General features: G+C 71.9%; 16 protein-coding genes. 9 read left to right on the top strand and 7 right to left on the bottom strand.

The window, feature by feature from the left end:
• Positions 1-274 precede the first annotated feature (274 nt).
• The 5 genes from ACIBVQ_RS00635 to ACIBVQ_RS00615 all read left to right on the top strand — a co-directional run bounded on the left by ACIBVQ_RS00635 (position 275) and on the right by ACIBVQ_RS00615 (position 10,179).
• On the top strand, positions 275-6,397 hold the full coding sequence (locus ACIBVQ_RS00635) for an amino acid adenylation domain-containing protein (protein WP_399174773.1): 6,123 nt from the start codon (positions 275-277) through the stop codon (positions 6,395-6,397).
• On the top strand, positions 6,397-6,570 hold the full coding sequence (locus tag ACIBVQ_RS00630) for an MbtH family protein (RefSeq protein ID WP_352008507.1): 174 nt from the start codon (positions 6,397-6,399) through the stop codon (positions 6,568-6,570). Before ACIBVQ_RS00635 ends, ACIBVQ_RS00630 begins: the two co-directional genes overlap by 1 nt.
• 68 nt (positions 6,571-6,638) lie before the next feature.
• On the top strand, positions 6,639-6,890 hold the full coding sequence (locus ACIBVQ_RS00625; protein WP_352008506.1) for an acyl carrier protein: 252 nt from the start codon (positions 6,639-6,641) through the stop codon (positions 6,888-6,890).
• A 53-nt stretch (positions 6,891-6,943) separates the two neighbouring features.
• Positions 6,944-8,353: a hypothetical protein gene (locus ACIBVQ_RS00620; RefSeq protein ID WP_399174771.1), complete on the top strand. Its 1,410-nt coding sequence runs from the start codon at positions 6,944-6,946 to the stop codon at positions 8,351-8,353.
• On the top strand, positions 8,350-10,179 hold the full coding sequence (locus ACIBVQ_RS00615) for a N,N-dimethylformamidase beta subunit family domain-containing protein (protein ID WP_352008504.1): 1,830 nt from the start codon (positions 8,350-8,352) through the stop codon (positions 10,177-10,179). The genes ACIBVQ_RS00620 and ACIBVQ_RS00615 overlap by 4 nt, the downstream gene beginning before the upstream one ends.
• A 10-nt stretch (positions 10,180-10,189) precedes the next feature.
• On the opposite strand, the gene ACIBVQ_RS00610 is transcribed toward ACIBVQ_RS00615, so the two are convergent.
• The 4 genes from ACIBVQ_RS00610 to ACIBVQ_RS00595 are packed head-to-tail and all read right to left on the bottom strand — an operon-like array spanning position 10,190 to position 16,422.
• Entirely contained in the window at positions 10,190-11,359 is a 1,170-nt protein-coding gene (locus ACIBVQ_RS00610; protein WP_399174768.1) for an FAD-dependent monooxygenase, read from the bottom strand.
• Positions 11,360-11,410: 51 nt separating this feature from the next.
• A complete protein-coding gene (locus ACIBVQ_RS00605; RefSeq protein ID WP_399174766.1) occupies positions 11,411-14,584 on the bottom strand; it encodes a BTAD domain-containing putative transcriptional regulator in 3,174 nt (1,057 codons plus the stop codon).
• 21 nt (positions 14,585-14,605) lie between these two features.
• Positions 14,606-15,250 carry a M15 family metallopeptidase gene (locus ACIBVQ_RS00600; protein ID WP_352008501.1) on the bottom strand — a complete coding sequence of 215 codons (645 nt, stop codon included), beginning with the start codon at positions 15,248-15,250 and terminating at the stop codon, positions 14,606-14,608.
• An 11-nt stretch (positions 15,251-15,261) separates the two neighbouring features.
• Complete coding sequence (locus ACIBVQ_RS00595; protein ID WP_399174764.1) at positions 15,262-16,422, bottom strand: ROK family protein; 1,161 nt, start codon at positions 16,420-16,422, stop codon at positions 15,262-15,264.
• Between the two features lie 211 nt (positions 16,423-16,633).
• Between ACIBVQ_RS00595 and ACIBVQ_RS00590 the strand changes: the two genes are divergently transcribed.
• The 4 genes from ACIBVQ_RS00590 (at position 16,634) to ACIBVQ_RS00575 (ending at position 21,397) form a co-directional block, all read left to right on the top strand.
• Positions 16,634-17,977, top strand: a complete 1,344-nt coding sequence (locus ACIBVQ_RS00590; protein ID WP_352008499.1) for an extracellular solute-binding protein — start codon at positions 16,634-16,636, stop codon at positions 17,975-17,977.
• 2 nt (positions 17,978-17,979) lie between these two features.
• Positions 17,980-18,993 carry a sugar ABC transporter permease gene (locus tag ACIBVQ_RS00585; RefSeq protein ID WP_352008498.1) on the top strand — a complete coding sequence of 338 codons (1,014 nt, stop codon included), beginning with the start codon at positions 17,980-17,982 and terminating at the stop codon, positions 18,991-18,993.
• On the top strand, positions 18,990-19,841 hold the full coding sequence (locus tag ACIBVQ_RS00580) for a carbohydrate ABC transporter permease (RefSeq protein WP_352008497.1): 852 nt from the start codon (positions 18,990-18,992) through the stop codon (positions 19,839-19,841). The genes ACIBVQ_RS00585 and ACIBVQ_RS00580 overlap by 4 nt, the downstream gene beginning before the upstream one ends.
• Before the next feature lie 101 nt (positions 19,842-19,942).
• On the top strand, positions 19,943-21,397 hold the full coding sequence (locus ACIBVQ_RS00575; RefSeq protein ID WP_352008496.1) for a glycoside hydrolase family 3 N-terminal domain-containing protein: 1,455 nt from the start codon (positions 19,943-19,945) through the stop codon (positions 21,395-21,397).
• Between the two features lie 92 nt (positions 21,398-21,489).
• Here ACIBVQ_RS00575 and ACIBVQ_RS00570 read toward each other — a convergent pair whose 3' ends face one another.
• From ACIBVQ_RS00570 to ACIBVQ_RS00560, 3 genes are read right to left on the bottom strand one after another with little or no spacing between them, the layout of a single operon-like run.
• Complete coding sequence (locus ACIBVQ_RS00570) at positions 21,490-22,167, bottom strand: DUF6875 domain-containing protein (protein WP_399174760.1); 678 nt, start codon at positions 22,165-22,167, stop codon at positions 21,490-21,492.
• On the bottom strand, positions 22,161-23,486 hold the full coding sequence (locus tag ACIBVQ_RS00565) for an NAD(P)/FAD-dependent oxidoreductase (RefSeq protein WP_362774417.1): 1,326 nt from the start codon (positions 23,484-23,486) through the stop codon (positions 22,161-22,163). The genes ACIBVQ_RS00570 and ACIBVQ_RS00565 overlap by 7 nt, the downstream gene beginning before the upstream one ends.
• Complete coding sequence (locus ACIBVQ_RS00560; RefSeq protein WP_399174758.1) at positions 23,483-24,541, bottom strand: methyltransferase; 1,059 nt, start codon at positions 24,539-24,541, stop codon at positions 23,483-23,485. Before ACIBVQ_RS00560 ends, ACIBVQ_RS00565 begins: the two co-directional genes overlap by 4 nt.
• Between the last annotated feature and the right edge of the window lie 44 nt (positions 24,542-24,585).

Here is a 24,585-nt window from a genome sequence, read left to right as displayed (position 1 = left end):
AGGTCTCTACAGGAAAGAATCTTTACTATTGTAAAACGAGCGCCAGTCTTACATGATCGCCACGGCCACGCAAGCCCTTTGGGAAGGTTGTCAGGATAGGCCTGGATCCCCCAGAGATGGCGGGCCTTGCGAAGCTGGGGAAGAGGTGTAACACTAACGACCCAGACCTAACTGAAAGGTTTCTTTCCAGAAAGAAGCCCTTCGTCTTCTGTGCTCAACTCGGCAAATATGCGCGGAGCGGGCTTTCGCATACCCATTTACGAGGCGTGCTCATGTGCGTGCGATCCCGCGGCCGCCGAAGGAGCTCTGCGTGCTTCAGCCAGAGACCATTTCCCCCGGCCAGCCCTGGACGGAGTATCCGCTGTCGTACGGCCAGCAGCGGTTATGGTTTCTTCACCGCCTCGACTCCGGCGACTCAACCTACAACACATCCTATGTTTACAGGTTGAAAGGTCGACTTGACACCGCCGCCCTCGAAGCCTCGTTCACCGCGGTCGCGGCCCGGCACGAAAGCCTGCGCACCCGTTTCCGCGAGGTGGCCGGGGAACCGGTCGCGGTCGTCGAGCCCCCGGCTCCGATCGTCGTCGAGCGGCTGACCGCGGCGGACGAGGAACAGGCGCGCACGCTGGTCTCCACGGTCACCAACACCTCCTTCGACCTGGCCGCCGCGCCGCCGTTCCGGGTGGCGCTGATCGAGCTCGGCCCGCTCGAACACGTGCTCTGCGTCGTCCTGCACCACATCAACGGCGACGGCTGGTCGCTGAACGTGCTGTGCTCGGAGGTCGCCGCCCACTACGCGGGCGGCGGCGTCGCCGACCTGCCGGCCCTCCCCCTGCAGTACGGCGAGCACGCCCGCGCGCAGCGCGCCGCCGAGGACACCGAGCTTCGCTGGTGGGTCGAGCACCTGACCGGGGTCTCGCCCCTCGACCTGCCCGCCGACCGGCCCCGTCCCGCCCAGCGCAGCGGTGAGGGCGGAGAGGTGCACTTCCAGATCGGCGGGGAACTGGCCGCCGGGATCGCGGAACTGGCCAGGCGCTCGCGCTGCACGCCGTACATGGTGCTGCTGTCCGCCTACCAGGTGCTGCTGGCCAGGCACACGGGACAGGACGACTTCTGCGTCGGCACACCGTCCGCGGGGCGGGACAGCACCGACCTGGAGACCATGATCGGTTTCCTGTCGACCACCCTGGCGCTGCGGTGCGACCTGTCCGGCGACCCCTCCTTCGCCGACCTGCTCAAGCGCACCCGCAAGGTCGTGCTCAACGCGCTCTCCCGCCAGGACGTGCCCTTCGAACGGCTCGTCGCCGAACTGGACGTCGAACGGGACCTCAGCCGCACCCCGCTGTTCCAGACCCTGTTCGCCTTCCACACCCACGGCGAGACCGGCGACCCGTTGCCCGGTCTCGACGCCGAACCCTTCCCGCACGGCTGGACCAGGGCCAGGGTCGACCTGTCCATGGACCTCACCCCCACCCCCGACGGCCACGTGCTCGGCACCGTGCTCTACAGCACGGACCTGTTCGAACAGCGGACCGCCGAACGGATGGTCGCCAGGTTCGTCAGGCTGCTTGAGGCGGCGGTCGCCGCCCCGGAGACGCCGATCGGCTCGCTGCCCATGCTGCCCGAGGCCGAGCTGGCCCTGCTGGGCGAGTGGAACGAGACCTCGGCGGAGCTGCCCGAGGTGACCCTGGTCGACCTCGTGCTCGACCAGGCCGCCGCCTCCCCCGGCGCCGTGGCCGTCTGCACGCTGACCTACGCCGAGCTGACCGCCCGCGCCGCCGACCTGGCCGGGCGGCTGGCCGCCGCGGGCATCGGGCGGGACTCGCTCGTCGCCGTCCGGATGGAACGCGGGACGGACATGGTCGTCGCGCTGCTCGGCGTGGCGATGAGCGGTGCGGCCTACCTGCCCGTCGACCCCGAGTACCCGCAGGCCCGTGTCTCCTACGTCATCGAAGACTCCGGCGCCGCCCTGGTCCTGACGAGCCTGGACGACCTGCCGCCCGCGCAGGCGGTTGCGCCCGCACGGCCCCGTCCCCGCGACACCGCCTACGTGCTCTACACCTCGGGCTCGACCGGGCGGCCGAAGGGCGTCGTCGTGCCCCACCGGGCGCTGACCAACTTCCTGCTCGCCATGCGGACGCTGGTCGGCTCGACGTCGCGGGACGTGTGGCTCGCGCTGACCTCCCTGTCGTTCGACATCTCCGCCCTTGAGCTGTACCTCCCGCTGGTGACCGGCGGCAGGATCGTCGTCGCCGACGCCGAAACCGCCCGCGACGGCGCCGCGCTCGCCCGCCTCGTCCAGGACGAGGGCGTCACCCACGTGCAGGCGACGCCGTCCGGCTGGCGGGTGCTGCTCAGCGGGGACCTGCCGAGGGTGACCGCGCTGACCGGCGGTGAGCCGCTCGCGCCCCAGCTGGCCAGGGAACTGCGGCCCAGGGTCGAAAGGCTCGTCAACGTCTACGGCCCGACCGAGACCACGATCTGGTCCACGGCCTGGGAGGTCCCCGAGGAGCCCGGCGAGATCGTCATCGGCGGCCCGATCGCCAACACCGTCGTGCACGTGCTGGACCCGGCGGGCTCACCCGCCCCGATCGGCGTGCCCGGCGAGCTGCTCATCGGCGGCGACGGGGTGGCCACCGGCTACCTCGGCCGCCCCGCGCTGACCGCAGAGCGGTTCGTGCCCGGCCCCGGCGGCTCACGTGTCTACCGCACCGGGGACCTGGCCCGCTGGCGAGGAGACGGCACCCTTGAGTTCCTCGGCCGCACCGACAACCAGGTCAAGCTGCGCGGCCACCGCATCGAGCTCGGCGAGATCGAGGCGGTCCTCGACACCTGCCCCGGCGTCGCGCAGGCCGTCGTCGCGGTGCGCGGCGAACGGCTCGCCGCCTTCGTCGTGCCCGTCGAACCGGGCGCCCCCGGACTCCTCGACGCCGTCAGGGAGCACGCGGGCGGGCAGCTGCCCGCCTACATGGTGCCCGGCGTGCTCGTCGAGGTCGCCGCGCTCCCGCTCACCCCCAACGGGAAGATCGACCGCAAGGCGCTGCCCGACGTCGAGGCGGCTCCGCGGACGGGCGCGACCGCGCCCCGCACCCCCGCGGAACGGCTGGTCGCCCAGGTCTTCTCCGAGGTGCTCGACGTGCCCTCGGTCGGGGCGCACGACGACTTCTTCTCCCTCGGCGGCCACTCGCTGCTGGCGACCATGGTCACCTCGCGGCTGGCCGTACTGTCCGGGATCGAGGTTCCGGTCAGGGAGGTCTTCCTGCGGCCCGGCGTCGCCGCGCTGGCCGAACTGCTCACCGGCGCCGAGCCCGCGCGTGACGGGCGGGACGACGAGGGGCCCCGGCCGCGGCCGGAGGGAGCCGGTCAGCCGCTGTCCTTCGGCCAGGAACGGCTCTGGTTCCTCAACCGGCTCGACCCGGACGACGCCTCCTACAACATGTGCCTGGTCAGGCGGCTGCGGGGACCGCTCGACAGGACGGCCCTGGCCAGGGCGTTCGAAGGTGTCGCCGCCAGGCACGAGAGCCTGCGCACCCGCTTCCCCGAGGTGGACGGGGCGCCCTCGGCCGTCGTCGACCCGCCGGGCCCAGTGCCCGTCGAGGAGATCTCCGCCGCCGGGGAGGCCGAGGCGCTCGACCTCGTCGCGGGCCTGACCAACCGGCCCTTCGCCGACCTGGCCGCCCGGCCGCCGCTGCGGGCCGTCCTCATCGAGATCGGCGAGGACGACCACGTGCTGTGCGTGGTGATCCACCACATCCTCGGCGACGGCTGGTCACTCAACCTCATCTTCGAGGAGCTGGGTCACCTCTACTCGGGGGGCGCCGAACTGCCCCCGGTGCCGCTGCAGTTCGGCGACGTCGCCCACTGGCAGCGGGAGCGCGACACCTCGGCGCTGCTCGACCACTGGCGCGAACGGCTCGCCGACCCCACCCCGCTCGACCTGCCGCTGGACCGGCCGCGCACCGCCGCCGGCACCAGGGACGGCGACGTGGTCGAGGTCAGGCTGACCGCGGCGCAGGCCCGTGAGCTGGCGCTGCTCGGCAGGCGGCACGGCGCGACCATGTTCATGGTGCTGCTGGCCGCCTACCAGGTGCTGCTGGCCAGGCACACCGGCCAGGACGACGTCCTGATCGGCACCGCCACCGCGGGCAGGGACCGGGTCCAGCTCGAACCCGTCGTCGGCTACCTCAGCGACACGCTGGTGCTGCGCGGCGACCTGTCCGGCGACCCCGCCTTCACCGAACTGCTCGAACGCACCCAGATCGGCGTCCTGGACGCCTTCTCCCACCAGGGTGTCCCCTTCGAGGAACTGGTCACGGCGCTGCGGGCCGAACGCGACCTCACCCGCACCCCGCTGTTCCAGACGATGTTCATCCTGCACACCCAGGACGGCGGGCAGGACGGCGGCGCCTTCGCCGGGCTGACCGCGTCGGCGTTCGAGCACGGCATGCGCCAGGCCAAGCTCGAACTCGCCCTTGAGGCCTGGCAGGACGAGCACGAACTGCTGCTCACTCTGGTCTACGACACCGCGCTGTTCGACCGGGCGACGGTCGAGGCGCTGGGCGCGCGGCTGCGGCTGCTGCTCACCGCGCTGCCCGGCGCCGCGGACGAGCGGATCTCCGCGCTGCCGCTGCGCACCGAGGAGGACGAGGCGCTGCTGGCCCGGCTGGGTGAGGGACCCGCCCTGCCCGCGACGCCCTCCGTCCCCGAACTGGTCGCGGCGGCCGTACGGGAGCGGCCGGACGCCGTCGCGGTCGGCTGCGGGACGCGCGCGCTGACCTACGCCGAGCTTGACGCCAGGGCCGGTGAGCTGGCCGGGCTGCTGCGCTCGCGGGGCGTCACCCCCGGGGACGTGGTCGGCGTACGGCTCGGCAGGACCCCGGACACGATCGCCGCGCTGCTGGCCGTCTGGCGCGCCGGGGCCGCCTACCTGCCGCTCGACCCCGACTACCCGGCCGAACGGCTCGCCTTCCTCATCGAGGACAGCGGGGCGTCCTTCGTGCTCGACACGGTTCCCGAGTCCGTGCCGCAGGCGCTCCAGGCCGGCCCGGTGCCGGACGGCGCCGCCGCCTACGTGATCTACACCTCCGGTTCGACCGGCACCCCCAAGGGCGTGGTGGTCGGGCACGACGGGCTCGCCGCGCGGGTGGCGTGGATGCGCCAGGCGTACGGCCTGCACCCCGGTGACCGGGTGGTGCAGTTCGCCTCACTGAGTTTCGACACGCACGCCGAGGAGATCTACCCGGCTCTGGCCGCGGGGGCGCGTGTCGAACTGCTTCCCGACGGCGGCGTCACCCTGCCCGACCACCTGGCCGGGGTCACGGTCCTCGACCTGCCGACGGCCTACTGGCACGCGCTGGTCGACCAGATCGACGACGTCCCGTGGCCGGACACGTTGCGGCTGGTCATCCTGGGCGGCGAGCAGGTGCACGAGGCCGCGGTCGCCCGCTGGCGGGAGCGCTTCGGCGACCGGGTGCGGCTGGTCAACACCTACGGCCCGACCGAGGCGACGATCATCGCGACCACGGCCGAGCTGGACGGCTCCCCGGGACGCCCGCCCATCGGCACGCCCGTCGGCGGCACCCGCGTCCTGGTCCTGGACCGGAACGGTCAGCCGGTGCCGCCGGGTGTGCCCGGTGAGCTGTGCGTCACCGGGGCGGGCGTCGCCCAGGGCTATCTGGGCAGGCCCGCGCTGACCGCAGAGCGGTTCGTGCCCGGCCCCGGCGGCTCACGTGTCTACCGCACCGGCGACCGGGTGCGCTGGCGCAACGACGGGCGGCTGGAGTTCCTCGGCCGCGACGACGACCAGGTCAAGGTCAGGGGCTTCCGCGTCGAGCTCGGCGAGGTCGAGGCGCGGCTGCTGGCCTGCCCCGGAGTCGGCCAGGCGGCCGTCGCCGTGCGGGACGGGATCCTGGTCGGCTACACCGTCGGCGCCCCCGAGGGGGAGGATCTCGCCAGACTGCTCGGGGCGACGCTGCCCGCCTACATGGTGCCCTCCCTGTGGGTGCGGCTCGACGCGCTGCCGCTCAACCGCAACGGCAAGATCGACCGTGCCGCGCTGCCCGCGCCGCAGGCGGCCCCCAGGGAGCGGGTCGCCCCGCGCGGCGACGCCGAGCAGCTGGTCGCCGACGTGTTCGGCGAGGTGCTGGGGATCGAGGACGTCGGCGCCTTCGACGACTTCTTCGCCCTCGGCGGGCACTCGCTGCTCGCCACCCGCGTCATCGCCAGGATCCGCGCCCTCGTCGAGATCGACGTGCCGATCCGCGTGCTGTTCGCGCGCGGCACCGTGGCCGGGCTCGCCGCCTCGATCGAGGAGATGCTGATCGCCGAGCTGGCGGAACTGTCCGACGACGAGGCCGAGGGTCTCGTGCAGACCTCCCAAGGAAACGGGGAAGCGTGATGAGTCACCACGTCGTGGTCAACCACGAGGAGCAGTACTCGATCTGGCCCGACGGCAGACGGCTGCCGGACGGCTGGCGTCTTGAGGGCTTCTCCGGCCCCAAGGAGGAGTGCCTGGCCCACATCGACCAGGTGTGGACCGACCTGCGCCCGCTCAGCGCAAGGAAGTCCTGACATGTCCGACGAGTGGATCTGGGTCTCGCTGGACGACGTCCGTGGCCGTCATCTGAGGAGGAGCGTCAATGGTTAGGGAACGGCTGGCCGCGATGGTGGCCTCGGCGTCGGACGGCGCCGTCACCGCCGAGGAGGCGCTGAACGCCACGGTCCCGCTGTCCGCCCTGGGGGTCACCTCCCTGGCCCAGATGCGGCTGATCGACGCGGTCGAGACGGAGTTCGGCATCGAGATCGACCTGTCCGGCGACGGCCTCGACCTGCTGGACGACCTGGGGGCGCTCGAACGCCACATCGCGCAGGCCGGAGACTCCGGCCCCTGAGGCACCCCTGGCAGAGCGGTCGGGAGGCGTTTTTCGAACGGGGGAGAGAAAACATGGACATCCGGTTCTCGGGGAGCCGATCGGGTACGGCTCCGCTGACCTGGGGACAGCGGGCCATCTGGGACGCGATCAGGAAGACGGCACCGGACGACCACTACTTCAACTTCGGCCGCGTGCTCGCGGTGCCGAGACGGGCCAGGCCGCTCACCGTGGCGCGGGCCGCGGAGGTCCTGGGCGTCCTGGTCGAACGGCACGAGTCGCTGCGGACGAGGCTGAGCGCCGGGTTGAGCACAGGGCTTGAGACGTCCGTGGGGACGGGGCCAGGGGCGGCCCCCTCCCCACGGGTACCGGCGCAGACCGGCGGGCAGGACGGGGGCGCCGAACCGGCGCAGGTCCTCGGGACCGCCGGGAGCATCCCGCTGACCGTCTCCCGTGACGATCCGGAACGGCTGATGGAGGAGCTGTCCGCGACACCGTTCGACTACGCCGGCGAGTGGCCGCTCAGAGTCGGGCTGGTGGTCGCCGAGGACGAAACGGTGACCCACATCGTGCTCGTCTTCTGCCACCTGGCCGCGGACGGGCTCGGCGCCGAGGTCGCGATCACCGACCTGCGGCTGCTGCTGTTGCGCGGGGCCGTACCGGGACCGACGCCGCCCTCCCCGCTCGACCTGGCCCGCTGGCAGCGCTCCGAGCCCGGCCTGCGGGTCGCCCGCCTCGCCGCCGAGCACTGGGAGCGGGAGTACCGGCGCATCCCGCCGACCATGTTCGACCGCCGGGTCGCCGCCCCCGAGGGGCCGCCGATCTGGCGCGCGCACCTGGTCTCCAGGGCGCTCGACCTGGCCGTGCAACGGATCGCGGCCGTGTACGGCACCAGCACCTCGACCGTGCTGCTGGCCGCCTCCAGCGTGCTGGTCTGCGCGGTGACCGGGCACGAGGTGTGCGCGATGCTGCCCATCGTCGGCAACCGCTTCCGCCAGGACGCCGCGCAGGCCGTCACCACCCTCTCCCAGGAGGGCCTGTTCGTGCTCGACGTGGGCGGGCGCTCCTTCGCCGAGGTGCTCAGGGCCGCCAAGCCCGCGGCGCTGCGCGCCTACCGCTCCGCCTACCACGACCCCGGGGACAGGGACCGGCTGACCGAACGGGTCAGCCGCGAACGGGGCACCCGGGTCCACCCCTACTGCTGCTTCAACGACATGCGCTTCATCGACCGGGTCGACGCCTCCCACGACGAGCGGACCGTACGGCTGGCGATGGAGGAGACCACGCTGACCTGGCCGCTCAGCCAGGACCAGCTCAACTGCCGCTTCTGCCTGCACGTGACCGGGGAGGGCGGCGGCCTGGGTGTCTCGCTGACCGCCGACACCCGTTACCTGCCGAAGGAGGCCATGGAACGCTACCTGCGCGACCTGGAGTCGCTGCTGGTCGAGGCGGCCTTCCACGAGACGCTGGAGCCGGTCGGATGACGGTCTACGCCTACGCCGAGTCCACCTCGTGCGTCCAGGAGGGGTCGCTGCGCTTCCACCTGACCCGCACCTCACGCGCCCCGGCGCGCGGTTCGGTCACGGTCGAGGACGTCGCCGCCGACCGGCCGGTGCTCCAGGCGAGGTTCGACGGTCCCGTCTGGACGCTCGACGTCCCCGGCGACTGGCCCAGCTCGCTCTACCGCGCGGTCTTCACCTCGGAGGAGGACTCCTCCGACGGGCTCTCCGACGTCTACTTCGTCGTCAGGGCGGCCAGGCCCTCCTCCCGGGTCCTGCTGTCGATCCCGTTCCCGACCTGGCAGGCCTACAACCGGGCGGGCATCCCCGGGGAGTCGATCTACTGGACCGAGGAGCCGACCCGCGCCGCGAAGGTCTCCTTCACCCGGCCCGGCGGAGGGCCGCCGCCCGAGCGCTGGGAGGAGGGCATGCTCCGCTGGCTCGGCCCGGCGGGCTACGACGTCGACTACTGCTCGGGGCTCGACCTGCACGACGGCGCCGAACTGCTGGCCGGTTACCGGCTGCTGGTCGTCAACGGTCACGACGAGTACTGGACGGCCGGGATGCGCGACAACGTCGAGGCGTTCGTCGCCCGCGGCGGCAACCTCGCGGTGTTCTCCGGCAACACCTGCTGGTGGCAGTTCCGTCTTGAGGACGACGGCCGGACCATGGTCTGCTACCGCGACGCGGCCATGGACCCGATGGCCACGGTCGAACCGGGCCTGACCACGGTCGAGTGGTCGAGCGCCCCGGTGAACCGGCCGGAGAACACGCTGACCGGCGTCAGCTTCAGACGCGGCGCCGGGACGTGGGGGCCGTACATGCGGCTGATGCACGAGGAGTCCTACACGGTCAGGTTCCCCGAGCACTGGGTGTTCGAGGGGACCGGGCTCGGCGAGGGCGACAAGTTCGGCCAGGGCGCCATCGGCTACGAGACCGACGCCTGCGACTTCGTCGAGGTGGACGGTGTCCCGCTGGCGACCGGCAGGGACGGCACCCCGCCCTCCTTCGTCATCCTCGCCACCGCCGACCTGCGCCACTGGCACCGCTACGGCCAGGGCGGCATGGCGACCATGGGCGTCTTCGGCCTCGGCGCCGGGACGGTGTTCACCGCCTCGACCGTGAACTGGGGCAACGCCCTGCACGACCCCATGGTCGACCGGATCACCCGCAACGTGCTCGACCGCCTGTCGGAGCCCGTCGGCGGCTGGCAGATCGTCGGCGGCGCCGGTTCGCTGCGCGCGCTGACGGTCTTCGGCTCCCGCCTGTACGGCGTCGCCCCCGACGGCTCACTGCTCGTGCGTGACGTCTCGGCCCAGAACCTGCGCTGGCGGCACGCGGGAACCGCCCCCGGGGTCGTCGCCATGGCCACCCCCAGGGAGGCGACCACCGCGCATCCCATCGGCCTGTACGGCCTCACCGCGGACGGGCGGCTCGTCTTCGACGACCAGGAGGACGGCTGGACGACCCTCGCCGAGGCGCCGGCCGAGCCGGTCGGCCTGGGCATGGTGAACGGGGAGTTCTTCGCGGTGAACGCCGAGGGGCTGTGGAAGCTGCGCCCGGAGACCTCCGACTGGGTCCTGGCGGGCCCCTCCGGCGGCGCCGTGAGCCTCACCGCGATGAACGGCCGCCTCTACATCGCCGACGCCGAGGGCAGGATCCGCACCCGCCCGCCGGTCGTCGGCCCCGCCGGGTGGGAGGACCTGTGCGACGCGGGCGGCTGCACCGTCCTGACGGCGCACGCGGGCCTGCTGATCGGCACCGGCCCCGACCGCCCGCTGTTCTGGCGCACCCCCCTGCCCGACCGCTGACCCGCCCCTGTCACCTGGTGGAACCTCCGGCAGGGGCGAGAGCCGGGTAGTCCTTGAGCTCGACGGACCTGGCGAACCTGTCGGTCGCCTTCAGCATCACCCGGAGCAGGAGGCTCCGCTTGAACATCCAGTTGCGCATGGTGATGCGCAGCGGCGAGGGCGGGGCGAGGAAGGGGCCCGCACTGCTCTGCCCGGTCACCGTGGCGTAGCGGTGCATGATCTCCTCATACCTCGCGAACGCGGTCACGTGGTCGCCGTCCGCCTCGGCCAGTTCCCCGGCCAGCACGTGGGCGCCGACGATCGCCAGGCCGCTGCCGAAGCCGCCCAGGGTGTTGCCGTAGGCGGCGTCGCCGAGCAGCACGACCCGCCCCTTCGCATAGTGGTCCATCCTCACCTTGCTGATCGAGTCGAGGTAGACCTCCTCTGCGTCGCGCAGCCTGGCCATCAGCTCCGGGACCTTCCAGCCCATGCCCCGGTAGGCGTCGATCAGCAGGCGCTTCTGCTGTTCGGCGTCGTAGCGGTCGTAGTCGAGCCGCTCGGAGGCGAAGACGAAGAACGCGGGAGCCTTGGGGCCGCCGAGCGCGGCCATCCTGCCCGGCTCGTTGTACATCGCGGGCGGGTGGTCGAGGCCCAGGTCGGCCAGCGCGTAGTAGTGGCCGGTGAAGTTCACGTAGCCGGACTCGGGGCCGAAGGCCAGGCGCCGCACGTTGGAGTGGATGCCGTCGGCGCCGACGACCAGGTCGAAGGTGCGCGGCGCGCCGCGCTCGAAGGTGACGTGCACGCCGCCCGCCGTCTCGGTCAGCGAGGTGATGGAGTCGCCGAAGACGTACTCGCAGCTCCGCCTGGTCCGCTCGTACAGCAGGGCGGCCAGGTCGCCGCGGCGGATCTCGATGTCGCCGCCGGTGAACGCCCCGGGTATGACCGCCAGGCGCCTGCCGTCCGCGTCGACGACCTCCTGGTCGGTTCCGCCCGTCTGGCGCCGCCGTACCTCGTCGAGGACGCCCATGCGTTCGAGCACGGTGAGGTGGGTCGCCCCCTTGAAGTCGACGGCCTGGCCGCCGAGCCGGAGGGCGGGCGCCTTCTCCACGACGGTGACGGTGCAGCCCATGCGGCCGAGCCAGAGGGCGAGGGCGGGCCCGGCGACGCTCGCGCCGGAGATGAGGACCGTGGTGTTCTTCATGTGAGGAGCTTCGGCGCGGGCGCTGACAGCCCGCCGACACCGCGTTGACAGTCACCCGTCCCACGCGCCGGGCGCTGTCAGCACCTCCTGCCGGGCCTCCTCCTGGCTCATGGCGGCGCCTCGGGCGAACGCCTCGGCGAAGGCCTCGGCGCCGATGAGGTCGCGGGCGGCTCCGGCGGTCCCGGCGACATCGCGGTCTCCGGCGACGGCCATGCCGCGCAGCGCGACCGCCGTGCCGAGCAGCGCCGCCGCCTGCCGCCCCGCCCCGTCGAGCAGCACGGCCCCCGCCAGCCCCTCGGCGACGTCGGCGAGGTCGGCGGCCATCGGGGACCCGTGGACCACGGCGAGTGCCCGGCGGTGCATAAGACGGGCCTGTTCCCGGTCTCCCCCGGCCTCGGCCAGCCTGCCGAGCGCCACCAGCACGCGGGCCTGTGTCCCCTCGATGCCGAAGTCGCCGTCCTGCGAGGCGTCGAGGGCGAGACCGAGCAGGCGTTCCGCCTCGGCGAGGTCACCGTCGTGCCTGGCGATCTCCGCCAGTCCCAGGTGGACCGTGGCCGCCGCGCCCGGCCTGCCGGTGGTGCGGGCCAGTTCCCCGGCGCGCCGGTAGTCGGCGACGGCCGCGGCGGTCTCGCCCTGGCGCACCAGTCCTTCGGCCCTGCGCGTCAGCACGTCGGCGGTCTCCTCGGCGGCGCCGAGCCGTTCGAACAGCTCCAGGGCCCGGGCCCACATGTCATGGGCGCGCGCCCACTCGCCGCGCCCGGCCGCGATCAGGGCCAGCCCGTCCAGCGCCTGGGCCGTCCCCCACCGCTCCCCGATGGCGTCGAAGTGGGTCAGCGTCTCCTGAAGTCCCCGTTCCGCCGAGACCGGGTCGCCCCACAGCATCGCGAGCAACGAGACGCTCAGCCTCTCCAGGGCCCGCAGCCAGGGGTCGGACCCCGCCAGCGTGCGCAGGTCGGCCTTGGGCGGGGGCCCGGCGGCCATGCCCCACAGCGCGACGGTGAAGGGGTGGCGCAGCCGCTCAAGCCCGGCCACGGTCGCCTCCGCCCGCCGCCAGTGCTCGGGCAGCGCCCGGGGTACGGCGTGCACCACGCACATGACGTACTCCTCCTCGAACCCCTCCGCGGGCTCGGGGGCCGTTTCGAGGAGTTCGGCGGCGATCTCCCCGACCTGGCCGCGCCGCCCGCTCAGCCACCAGTAGGCCGCGAGCGCGGTGACCAGCCGCAGCGCCGTCCGCCTGCCGTCCTCGTCGCCCGTCTTCGCCGCGGCCACGGACCTGCGCAGCGCGGCCGTCAGGTTGCCGTGGTCGGCCGACAGCCTGGCCAGCCACGTCAGCTGCTCGGCCCCGCGCAGGTGCGGGTCCGCGCGCCGGGCCAGGGCGAGGAAGTGGCGGGCGTGGGCGCGGTCCATCCGCTCCCGCTCCCCGGCCTCGGCCAGCCGTTCCGCGCAGAACAGCCGGATCGTGTCGAGCATCCGGTAGCGGTCGCCGTCGGTCTCGACCAGCGACCTGTCCACCAGGTCGGCCAGCAGGCCCGCGGCGTCCTCGACGTCGCAGACCGCCTCGACCGCCTCCAGGCAGGCGCCCGCGGAGAAGACGGCCAGCCGCCTGGCCAGCACCCGCTCGCCGGGGGTGAGCAGGTCCCAGCTCCACTCGACGACCGCGCGCAGGGTCCGGTGCCGGGCGGCGGCCGTACGGTCGCCCCTGGACAGCAGCCGGAAGCGGCCGTGCTCGGCCAGCCGGACGGCGATCTCCTCGACGGTGAAGGAGCGCAGCCTCGCCGCCGCCAGTTCGACCGCGAGCGGCAGCCCGTCCAGCGCCGCGCAGATCCCGGCGACCGCCGCCACGTTGCCCTCGTCCGTCTCGAACCCGGGCCGTACGGCCGCCGCCCGGTCGGCGAACAGCCGGACGACGGGGTAGGCCGCGGCCTGCGCGGGGGTGGCGTCAGGGGGCGGGACGGCAAGCGGCGCCAGCGGCACGAGCGTCTCGCCGGTGATGCCCAGGGGTTCGCGGCCGGTGGCCAGGATCGACAGCCCGGGGCAGGCGCCGAGCAGTTCGCGGACCAGGGTCGCGGCGGCCTCGACCACGTGCTCGCAGTTGTCGAGGATCAGCAGCAGCTCCCGCCCGGTCAGGGCCGAGGCCAGGTGCGCCACCGGGTCGGGGGCGTGGAGCGAGTGCAGGCCCGTCTCACGCAGCCCGAGGGCGCCGAGCACCGTCTGGGCCACCTGGGGGGCCGTGACGGTCATTGTGACGGCCGGCGCCCGGCCGCCCTGCGGGGCCGGGTCGGCGAGCGGGGACAGGTCGACGAAGCACACCTCACCCTGGGTGCCCCGAGCGTCCCGGGTGCGCCCGGCCGCCTCGACCGCCAGCCGGGACTTGCCCGTGCCGCCGGGGCCGACGATCGTGACCAGCCGGTGCCCGCGTAGCGAGGCGAGCCGTTCCAGCTCCTTCTCCCGCCCGACGAAGCCGGTCAGCTGCACGGGCAGGCCGTTCCCCCTGGGCGGGGCCGGGCGTTCGGCGCGCAGGACGGCCAGGTGGATCGCGGCCAGTTCGGGTGAGGGGTCGGCGCCGAGTTCCCCGGCCAGCAGTCTCCGTGTCTCCTCGAAGACCTCAAGCGCCTCCGCCTGGCGTCCCGCGGCGCTCAGCGCGCGCATCAGCTGGCCCCTGGGGCGTTCCCGCAGCGGGTTGGCGGCCGTCAGCCGCCGCAGTTCGGCCACCGGGTCGGCCTCGGGGAGCACGAGTTCGGCCTCGGCGAGGTCCTCGGCCGCGGTAAGCCTCAGCTCCTCAAGACGCGCCACCTGCGCCTCGCCGAAGGGCAGGTCCTGCAGGGCGGGCCCCCGCCACAGGCCGAGCGCCTCACGCAGGACGTCCGCGGCGGCGGCGTGACGGCCGGAGGTCAGCAGCAGCCGCCCCTGGCGGGCGAGCCGTTCGAAGCGGTGGACGTCGACGTCCTCGGGGTCGGCCGCCAGCCGGTAGCCGGTCCCGTGGAACTCGACCAGTTCGGCGGGCAGGACCCGGCGGAGCCTGGACACCTGGGCCTGCACCGCGTTGGCGGCGCCCGAGGGAGGGGCGTCGCCGTACTGGCCGTCGATCAGGCGCTCGACGGTCACCACCCGGCCCGGTTCCAGCAGGAGCATCACGAGCAGGGCGCGCGGTCTCGGCCCGGGTACGGCGATCGCCTCACCGGCCGGGGAGCGCACGTCCAGAGGGCCGAGGATGCCGAACCGCATGGGGTCGATTGTCCCCGGCTCTCAGAGGGCGCGGGGACCGTAGAGGGCAGAGGGGGCTCCGGTGGTCATGGCCCAGTAGCGGTCGCCGTAGGACCAGTGCCACCACTCGGTGGGGTAGTTGACCAGGCCCGCCGCGTCGAGGGCGGCTCCCATGAGCTCGCGGTTGCGGCGCGCCTGCGGGGAGATGCCGGGGGCGGCGGTGTAGCAGGCGCCCTCGCTCTGCTCGGGGGTGGCGTTGAGCGGGCTGCCCATGTCGACCTCGACGCCGTCCTCGGTGCACAGGGTCAGGTCGACGGCCGCGCCCGCGGTGTGCGGGGCGACCTCGACCGGTGAGACGTAGCGGCTGGCCGCCGAAACGATCTCCTCGGGCGACATTTCCGGAAATGTCGCCCGGAGTTCCGCCGAGTACTCGTCGAAGATCTGCTGCTGCGTCGACGGCGGCCGGTATCCCTCGACGATCAGCAGCCGGTACCCCTCGGGGAGGTGCCGCTGCGCCTCCTCAAGCCTGGCCACCAGCCCCTGCCTGAGGTGGGCGAAGGCCCCGTCACGGTCGGCCATCCGCCCGTCGACCCGCAGCCGCCCCCGGACGTCGACCAGCCGCTCCCCGGACTCCTCGACCGGAATCGCGGCCACCCGGGGATCGGAGATCAGAACGATGTCGTGCATAGCCGCAATTGTCACACCGTCTCGGAGAAGACCTGCTCCCGGGCCTGGTTCAGGGCCGAGACCAGGGCCCCGCGTAACACGGAGTTGCCCATGACCTCCGAGACGACGACCCTGGGCTGGCTCGGGCAGACCCTGGCCACCGCCTCCTCGACCCTGGCCGCGAGCACCTTCCCGCCCGCCCTGCCGATGTCGCCGCTGAGCACGATCAGCCCGGGGTCGAGCACCACGGCCACCGCGGCGACACCGACCGCCAGACGCCCGGCCAGCTCGTCCAGGAAGCCTCCGGAGTCGTTCGTGACGGCCTGGCTGACGTGGTCGGCCAGCGACTTCCCCCGGATGCCGTGCGCGTCCGCCAGGCTGGCCAGGGCGTCGCCGCCGACCAGTCGCTGGAACGAGCCCGACTGGGGTTCGGTCACCTCGGTCGGCAGCGGCTCCCCGGGCACGGGCAGCCAGCCGATCTCACCCGCGCCGCCGGTGAAGCCGCGGTGCAGGCGCCCGCCGAGCATGACCCCGAGTCCCTGGCCGACGCCCGCCCAGACGAGCACGAAGTCCTCGACGTCCAGGGCCGCGCCGCAGAAGCGCTCGGCGAGCGCCGCCAGGTTCACGTCGTTCTCTATGGTCACCGAGACGTTGAGGTCCCGGCGCAGCTGGGCGAGCACGCCCTCGTGCCAGGAGGGCAGGTCGAAGGAGAAGCGGACGTCGCCGGTGCGGGGGTCGACGACGCCCCTGGTCCCGATCACGAAGGCGCGCAGCCGGTCCATGCCGATGCCCGCCGACTCGCACGCCTTCTGCACGGCGCCGCGCACCAGGCGTACCGGATCGTTATGACCGCTGGGGTCGACGCAGACCTCGGCGACCGTCTCGCCGGTTATGTCGGCCACTCCCGCGCTGATCCGGTCGGGCAGCACGTCGAGTCCCGCGACGTACGCGCAAGAGGGAACGACGCCGTAGAGCGCCGCGTTCGGCCCCCGCCCGCCCGCCTGCTCCCCGACCATGGCGACGAGCCTGCGTTCCTCCAGTCTGGCGAGCAACTGACCGGCGGTCACCTTGGAGAGACCGGTGAGTTCTCCCAGCTCAGCCCGGGTGAGAGGCCCACTGGACAGCAGGAGCTCCAGGGCTGCGCGGTCATTGAGCTGACGCAGCAGCCGAGGGGTTCCCGGACGTCTGGACAAGATCGGCTTCCCCCCGTCACGATCCGCTAACGATCGTTTCTTTTAAGAAAGTTTCTTGTTAGTTTAGCCCTAGTCAGCCCGCAGGCAAGAGCGACCGAGCCGCGGGTTACGACAACTCCGATCACTGATCGTGAGTAAGAGGGTCGCGGGGACCCAAGCCAAAAAGCAGCTGAGCGCCTACCCCGTCGAAAGCCGGAAAGGGAGAACTCAAGTGAAGTTCGCGAGAATCGCCACCACGACGGCAACCACCGCCGCCCTCGCCCTGGGCCTTGCCGCGTGCGGCAGCAGTAGCGAGCCCACCACCTCGAACAGCGCTGGTGCGTCCGAGGCGCCTTCCGCCGCCTCCGGCCCCAAGTTCGCCGGCCAGACCCTGACCGTCTGGCGCCTGGGCGCTCCGGACGAAGTGCAGAACAAGCTCATGGCCGACATGAACGCCAAGTTCAAGGAGGTCACCGGCGCCGACGTCAACCTCCAGTGGGTGCCGTGGCCGGACGCCCAGGCCAAGTGGACCGCCGCTCTCGCCGGCGGTGAGGGCCCCGACGTCACCGAGTTCGGCAACGACCAGGTGGCGGCGTGGGTCGCGCAGGACGCGCTGGCCGACATCACCGACCTCGCCAAGAGCAACCCCGACTTCCAGCAGATCCCGCAGAACCTGTGGGGCTACGAGACGGTCGACGGCAAGATCTACGCCGCGCCGTGGGGTGGTGGCACCCGGGCCGTCCTCTACCGCAAGGACTGGTTCAAGGAGCTGGGCATCGAGGTTCCCAAGAACTGGGACGACCTCGTCGCCGCCGCCAAGAAGATCGTGGAGAAGAAGGGCAAGGACGTCGACGGCTTCGCCTTCAACGGCGGCTCCGACGCCAACATGTCGCTCTCGCCGTTCGTGTGGTCCGCGGGCGGCGACTTCGCCGCCTTCGAGGGCGGCAAGTGGGTCGGCAAGCTGACCGAGCCCGGCTTCAAGGAGGGCTTCCAGTACTACACCGACCTGGTCGTCAAGCACGGCGCGTCGCGTAAGTCGGCCCTGAGCCAGAACTCGATCGACATCCGCACCCGCTTCGCCAACAACAAGGTCGGCATGTTCGTGACCGGTGGCTGGGACATCACCACCATCAAGGAGCAGAGCAAGAACAAGGTCGGCGACGACCAGATGGCGTTCTTCTCCCTGCCGGCCAAGGACGGCAGCGGCCCGGCGCCCGCCTTCCAGGGTGGCAACGACATCGCCATCTGGAAGGACACCAAGAACCAGGAGCTCGCCGCCGAGTACCTGAAGGTCGCCGCGGGCAAGGAGTTCGGCACCCGCTACGCCAAGGAAGGCGGCCTGCTGCCGCTGTACCCGGAGGCGCTGGCCGAGTTCGCCTCCGACCCGCTGCAGGCGCCGTTCGCGGAGACCTTCAAGGTCGCCAAGGGCTTCCCGAACGACACCAACTGGGCCGAGGCCAACGACACCAAGGCCGTTCTGCAGAACGCGGCCCGTTCGGTCATCGAGGGCAAGAAGAACATTGACACCGCCCTGGCCGACGCCAACAAGGAACTCGAAGAGATCCTGAACCAGTAATCATGGCCAACACCTCAACCATCGCCCGGGACGGGGGCTCCTCCCCCGTCCCGGCGCGGGGGCGCAGAGGCACGAAGCCCCCGCGCGGCTCCAGAGGACTGCCCGAAGGGGTGGTCCCTTACGCGCTGCTCATCCCCGGTCTGGTGGTCATCGCCGGACTGCTGCTCTACCCGCTGTACCAGATGGTCGTCATGTCCTTCCAGGACGTGGGACTGCGGCAGATCCGGGGTGTGCCCGCCAAGTCCGTCGGGTTCGACAACTATCTGAAGCTGTTCGAGTCGGAGCTGTTCTGGACCTCGCTCCGCAACACCGTCGTGTTCGCCGTCGTCACGGTCGCCTGCACGCTGGGACTGGGCACCCTGGTCGGCCTGCTGCTGAACAAGCTCGGCAGGAAGATGTCGACCTTCCTGGTCATCGGCATCATGGCCGCCTGGGCGACCCCGGCGATCGCCAGTGCCATCATCTGGCGCTGGCTCTTCGACGCCGAGTCCGGCGTCATCAACTGGGCGCTCAACGCGCTGCCCGACTGGCTGTCCAACCTCCTGTTCGGCAGGGCCGACTGGACGGGTGAGCCGTGGCTCAACGACCCGGTGACCATCTACCTGGTGCTCATCCTGGTCGTGGTCTGGGCCGGCTTCCCCTTCATCGCCGTCTCGGTGCTCGCGGGCCTGCGCAGCATCGCCGCCGAACTGTACGAGGCGGCCAAGGTCGACGGGGCCTCCGCCTGGCGCATCTTCTGGAAGATCACCTTCCCGCTGCTCAAGCCGGTCTTCTCCGTGCTGACCGTGCTGTCGGTCATCTGGGACTTCAAGGTCTTCACCCAGTTGTTCGTGCTGGCGGGCGGAACCTCCAACCGTGACGCCTTCAACCTGTCGCTGTACGCCTTCACCCAGGCGTTCAGCTCCCCGCCCAAGATGGGCCTGGGCGCGGCGATCGCGGTGGTGCTGACGCTGATCCTGCTCATCATCACCTTCTTCTACGTCCGCCAGATCGTGAAGACGGAGGACGTGCGATGACTCCCAAGACCAGGAAGCTGCTCGGCAAGATCGGCCTCAACACCGCGGCCGTCCTGGTGTTCCTGTTCGCGGTGTTCCCCGTCTACTGGATGATCTCCACCGCGTTCAAGAGCAACGAGGAGATCTTCACGACGCGGTTCATCCCCTTCCCGACGGACCCGACCATCGAGCACGTCGAGAGGGTCTTCAGCGAGGGCGTCGCCGGCCACTCGATCTGGCGCTACATGCTCAACAGCGCCATCGTCGCGATCGGCACCGTCCTCATCGGCGCCGTCTTCTCCCTGCTGTCGGCGACCGCCGTGGCCCGCTTCAGGTTCCGCGGGCGCACCTCGTTCCTGATCCTGCTGCTCATCGTGCAGATGGTCCCGGCCGAGGCCCTGCTCATCCCGCTGTTCCTGATGGTCAGGCGAGCCGGTCTCTACGACCAGCTGATCGGCCTCATCGTGGTGAACGTCGCGCTGACGCTGCCGTTCGGCATCTGGATGCTGCGCACCTTCGTCGCCGCGGTGCCCAGGTCTCTTGAGGAGGCCGCCTGGATCGACGGCGCGAGCCGCTTCACGACCTTCTGGAAGGTGCTCTTCCCCCTGGTGGCCCCCGGTCTCGTGGCCACGAGCATCTTCACGTTCATCACCGCGTGGAACGAGTTCGTGTTCGCGCTGACCCTCATCAGCGATCAGGGCAGTTACACCATGCCCGTGGCACTGCGCTACTTCGTCAGCCAGCGATCGGTCGACTGGGGCGGAATCATGGCCGCCTCGACCCTGATGACGATCCCGGTGATCATCTTCTTTCTCCTGGTGCAACGGCGAATGGTCTCCGGCCTCGTCGCCGGCGCTGTCAAGGGCTAACCCCGCGGTGCTGGTACGGCCACGCCCCCACAAGGAGCTGGCCGTACCAGCCCTGTCCTCGTTTGTCCCCTACTCACCTCAGGTAAGGAGCATCTACCGCCATGTCTGAGCTCATCGCGGCTCCCAGCGATCAGGTACTGCGACGTCTCGCAGCCGGAACGCTGCTCGTCGCGTTCCAGGGCACCACCGCCCCCGACTGGGTTCTCCACGACCTGGAGAACGGTCTCGGCGGGGTCACCCTGTTCGGCTTCAACGTCGCCGACCCCGCCCAGCTCTCGGCGCTCACCTCCCGCCTGCGCGATGCCGGTGACCCCGTCATCTCACTCGACGAGGAGGGGGGCGACGTCACCCGGCTCGCCTACCACGTGGGCAGCCCCTACCCGGGCAACGCCGCCCTCGGCGCCGTCGACGACGTCGAACTGACCCGGCGTGTCTACCGCTCCATCGGCGACGACCTCGCCCGCTGCGGTATCAACCTGGACATGGCCCCGTCCGCCGACGTCAACACCGCCGACGACAACCCCGTCATCGGCACCCGATCCTTCGGGTCGGACACCGCCCTGGTCTCCCGGCACACCGTCGCGGCCGTGCACGGTCTGCAGTCGGCCCGCGTGGCCGCCTGCGTCAAGCACTTCCCCGGCCACGGCGCGACCAGGCAGGACTCCCACCTGGAGATCCCGCTCGTCGACGCCTCGGCCGAGTTGCTGCGCGAGCGCGAGCTCGTGCCCTTCCGCGCCGCGATCGAGGCCGGGACCATGTCCATCATGACCGCGCACGTCCGGGTGCCCTCGGTGACCGGCACCGAGCCCGCCACCCTGTCGGCCGCCGCCCTGGGCGGTCTGCTGCGCGGTGAGCTCGGTTACGACGGCGTGATCGTCACCGACGCCCTCGACATGCACGCCATCACCGAGAGCGTCGGCCTGGCCGGCGGCGCGGTGCTCTCCCTCGCCGCGGGGGCGGACCTGCTCTGCCTCGGCCCGCTGCCCACCCAGCAGGACGTCCGCGCGATCGTCGACGAGATCGTCGCCGCCGTGCTCGACGGACGGCTGCCCGCCGAGCGGCTGGAGGCCTCCGCCGCGCGCGTGGCCAAGCTGCGTTCCTGGTTCGGCTCGTCCCAGCCGGAGCGCGCCGAGGAGAGCATGATCGGCCTCACCGCCGCCCGCCGCGCCGTGACCCTCACCGGCTCCACCTCCCCGCTGGTCGACCCGCTGGTGGTCGAGATGGAGACCCCCCCGACCATCGCCGTCGGCGACGTGCCGTGGGGTTTCGCCCCGCTGATGCCGCAGGCCGAGGTCGTCCGGGTCAAGCCGGAGGAGGCGGACGTGCCGAACATCCTGGAGCGTGCCAGCGGCCGTTCCCTGGTCGTCGTGGTCAAGGACGCCCACCGCTACGAGATCAGCCAGTCGGTTGTCTCCGCGGTGCTGGCCGCCCGTCCCGACACGACGGTCGTTGAGATGGGGCTGCCGATCTGGCGTCCCAAGGGGGCTACCTACCTCGCCACGTACGGCGCCGCCCGCGCCAACGCCCAGGCCGCCGCCGAGCTGCTGAGCATCTGAGCCTCGCGGCCCCTCACCCGGGTCTGCGCCCGCCCCCCGGTACGTCACGCTTCGGGACGGACCCCTCGTCCCGAAGCGTCACGAACTCCGCGTTACGGCACCCTGACGGTGAACCCGTGCAGGCTGGCCGCCTCCTCCACCTCCGCGCGCAGCGCCGCGGGCGGCCGGTCGCCGAAGCGCTCCAGATAGGCCGCGAGCTGTTCCCGGTCCTCACGCAGGAACGCGAAGTCCGTCGCCACCATGTGCCTGATCACCAGCATCGGGACCGGGCTGCCCAACGGCAGGAAGTCCGGGTTCCACAGCCCCGCCTTCGGCGGCGGCCCCGGGTAGAACTCCCCGACCATCAGCCCCTCCCTGACGTAGCGCGGCTTGAGCAGCCGCTGCGCGGCGTCGATCGTCCGCGCCGCCTCCGCCTCCGGCAGGTCGGGGAAGAGCACCAGGATCGTGCGGTACTGCGGGGAGGTCCCCGGCGGGGAGACCAGCGCGCGGAACCAGTCGCGGTAGCCGTCCAAAGCCTCGGCCACCGCGTCGCCGTCCGGCGTCCCCGGCTGCACCGCCAGGTAGAAGACCCCCCGGTCGAGCGAGGTCTGGGCGTAGGGGCAGACGGGTCCCTTCCTGCCCAGGTCGGGGTGGGGCCGGCACAGGTACTCCCTGGCCCACACGACGGTCTCCTTGAGCGGCACGCCGTACCCGCGGACCAGTTCGTGCTCGCCGTCCAGGTCGGAGAGCTCGATGAGCGCGCGCGTGGGGTCTGCCGGATCGGTCAGCATCGCCGTCCGCCCCTCCCCCGTCGCACGGCGAACGCGAGCGTGGCCGCCAGCACCGCCCCGAGCGCGGCACTCCCGGCCTTCAGCGACGCGTCCTGGCGCCTGGCGCGGGCCAGCGCGTCGGCGTAGGGGATCGTGGTGTGCGAGACCATCGTGTACAGCGGCACCCATCTGCCGGGCAGCAGCCTGGCCAGCAGCAGGTCGGCCTTCTTGCGGGCCAGGTGGAGCGGGGAGCGGAGCCGGTCGCGCAGCTCGACGAAGTTCTGCTTTGACAGCTCGTCCAGCACGTCGGTGTGCGGTTTGCGCAACCGCTGGTAGGCGGCGAAGGCCGCGCCCAGGTCGTCCGGATGGTCGCCGAGACACCGGTCCAGGACCGTGCAGTCCTCAAGCGCCGAGTTCATGCCCTGGCCGTAGAAGGGGTAGACCGCGTGGCAGGCGTCGCCGATCAGCGCCACCTTGTCCCTGTGGTGCCAGTGCGAGGTGCGGACCGAGACCAGGTGCCCGACCGGATGCTCGGCGTACTCCTTGGCGAGGTACGGCATGAGCTCCCGGGTGTCCGGGAAGCGCGCGGCCAGGAACGTCTCGGGGTCGGTGATCTCGCCGAACCGCTCGAAGGGCAGGAAGAGGGTCCCGGTCAGCGAGTTGTCGCGGTTGGGGTGGGCGACGATGAGGGCGTCCTCCCCCGGCCAGACGTGCAGCGCCTCAAGCCTGGTCCTGGCCGAGCCGTCGTCGGCCGCGGGGATGGTCAGCTCCTTGTAGCCCCATTCCAGGAACTCCAGGTGGAGGTCGGCCCGCAGCCCGTGCTGCATCCGGGCCCGCACCCGGGAGAACGCGCCGTCGGCGCCGATCACCGCGTCCGCGGCCGCGCCGACCTCCTCCCCCTCGGGCCCGACGAGCCGTACGGCCGCCGCCTCGCGGTCGAGGTCGACCAGCCGGTGCCCGAAGTGGAAGCGCACCCCCGGCTGGGCCTCGGCGTGGTCGACCAGGGTGGTGATGAGGTCGCGGCGCAGCACCGAGTGGAGGATCTCGCCCTCGTGCGCGCCGTACGGCTGGAAGGGGAGCGCGCCGCCGGGCAGGTGGATGGCCCTGCCGCGCATCGGCACGATGAGCGGCCGCAGCCTCTCCATCAGGCCGATGTCGTCGAGCGCCTTGATGCCCCTGGCCGACAGGCCGAGGTTGATCGACCTGCTCTCGTCCTCGTCGAGGAGCCGGGGGTCGGGACGCCGTTCGTAGACGTCGACCTGGAAACCCCGCCGTACGAGGTAGCAGGCCAGGAGCGTGCCCGCGGGCCCCGCTCCGATGATGAGGATCCGGCGTTTCATCGTCCCTCCCCTGTCGTCCGTACGGCGCCGGCCAGACGGGCGACGAGCAGTTCGTCGGGGCCGTCGAGGCCGCGACGTTCCAGGTGTTCGAACCCCGCCTCGGCCAGCCATCCGGCCACGTCCGCGAAGGAGTGGAGGCGGCCGCCCTGGGTGACGGCGAGGTTGAGGCTGAAGGAGCGCAGGAAGGCCTCGGCGACCGGGGAGGTCCCCTCCGGCAGGTCGGCGAAGGTCTCCAGGACGAGCAGCGTGCCGCCGGGCCGCAGCGCGGCGGCGACCCTGCCGAGCAGCGCGCGGTTGGCCGCCGCGTCGAAGCCGTGGCAGACGTTGAACAGCAGCGCGGTGTCGTAGCCGGTGCCGAGGTCGGCCGTGGTCACGTCGCCGGGGACGAGGGTGACACGGTCGCCGAGTCCCGCCTCCTCGACCCGGGTCCTGCCGCCCTCGATCGCGCCGGGCAGGTCCACGACCGTCGCGGTCAGGCGCGGGTGGACCTGGCAGAGGGCGACGCTGTGGCGGGCGTGGCCGCCGCCGACGTCGAGCAGCCGCTCCCCCGGGTCGGGCGCGGTCTCGGCGATGAGGGGGGCCATGCCCGCGGCCATCCCGTCCAGCATGGTCTGGAAGTCGCGCAACGTGCGCGGGCGGCCCTCAAGCCAGGTGTAGAAGTCGGCCTGTGGCCTGCCGGTCCTGACGGTCTCCTCAAGGCCGTCCCACAGCTCGCCCAGCAGGTCGTGCCAGAAGGCCAGCGCCGGGGCGTAGCTCCACGGGTCGCGCCGGTCGAGGGAGTTCGCCGTCATCGGGCTGTTGGCGTAGGTTCCCCGCGCCCCCCTGTCGAGGTAGCCGAAGCCGACGAGACCGTCCAGCAGGACGGGCAGTGTGCCGGGGTCCGTACCCGTCCTGGCCGCCAGTTCGGCGGCGGACGACGGCCCGGCCGTGAGCGCCTCGAAGATCCCTAATCGCTGGGCGGCCCCGGCGGCGCGGAAGGCCATCGCCCCGATCAGGTCGAGGTGTGGTCCCGGTGCCTGGTAGCGGAGTTCCTCGGGGTCGAGGTAGAGCGGCATCGCTATCTCCTTGCGCGACTTACATGATTTGCATGATTTGCACG

The sequence above is a fragment of the Streptosporangium sp. NPDC049376 genome, from assembly GCF_044466505.1.
GTDB lineage: Bacteria > Actinomycetota > Actinomycetes > Streptosporangiales > Streptosporangiaceae > Streptosporangium.
Note: the sequence above shows the minus strand (reverse complement) of the source record. Positions and strands in the feature narration are given on the sequence as shown.

Excerpts from the sequence above, each read along its gene's own strand:
- ACIBVQ_RS00630 (WP_352008507.1), top strand. The coding sequence starts at position 6,397 with ATGAGTCACCACGTCGTGGTCAACCACGAGGAGCAGTACTCGATCTGG.
- ACIBVQ_RS00625 (WP_352008506.1), top strand. The coding sequence starts at position 6,639 with ATGGTTAGGGAACGGCTGGCCGCGATGGTGGCCTCGGCGTCGGACGGC.
- ACIBVQ_RS00620 (WP_399174771.1), top strand. The coding sequence starts at position 6,944 with ATGGACATCCGGTTCTCGGGGAGCCGATCGGGTACGGCTCCGCTGACC.
- ACIBVQ_RS00615 (WP_352008504.1), top strand. The coding sequence starts at position 8,350 with ATGACGGTCTACGCCTACGCCGAGTCCACCTCGTGCGTCCAGGAGGGG.
- ACIBVQ_RS00610 (WP_399174768.1), bottom strand. The coding sequence starts at position 11,359 with ATGAAGAACACCACGGTCCTCATCTCCGGCGCGAGCGTCGCCGGGCCC.
- ACIBVQ_RS00605 (WP_399174766.1), bottom strand. The coding sequence starts at position 14,584 with ATGCGGTTCGGCATCCTCGGCCCTCTGGACGTGCGCTCCCCGGCCGGT.
- ACIBVQ_RS00600 (WP_352008501.1), bottom strand. The coding sequence starts at position 15,250 with ATGCACGACATCGTTCTGATCTCCGATCCCCGGGTGGCCGCGATTCCG.
- ACIBVQ_RS00585 (WP_352008498.1), top strand. The coding sequence starts at position 17,980 with ATGGCCAACACCTCAACCATCGCCCGGGACGGGGGCTCCTCCCCCGTC.
- ACIBVQ_RS00580 (WP_352008497.1), top strand. The coding sequence starts at position 18,990 with ATGACTCCCAAGACCAGGAAGCTGCTCGGCAAGATCGGCCTCAACACC.
- ACIBVQ_RS00575 (WP_352008496.1), top strand. The coding sequence starts at position 19,943 with ATGTCTGAGCTCATCGCGGCTCCCAGCGATCAGGTACTGCGACGTCTC.
- ACIBVQ_RS00570 (WP_399174760.1), bottom strand. The coding sequence starts at position 22,167 with ATGCTGACCGATCCGGCAGACCCCACGCGCGCGCTCATCGAGCTCTCC.
- ACIBVQ_RS00565 (WP_362774417.1), bottom strand. The coding sequence starts at position 23,486 with ATGAAACGCCGGATCCTCATCATCGGAGCGGGGCCCGCGGGCACGCTC.
- ACIBVQ_RS00560 (WP_399174758.1), bottom strand. The coding sequence starts at position 24,541 with ATGCCGCTCTACCTCGACCCCGAGGAACTCCGCTACCAGGCACCGGGA.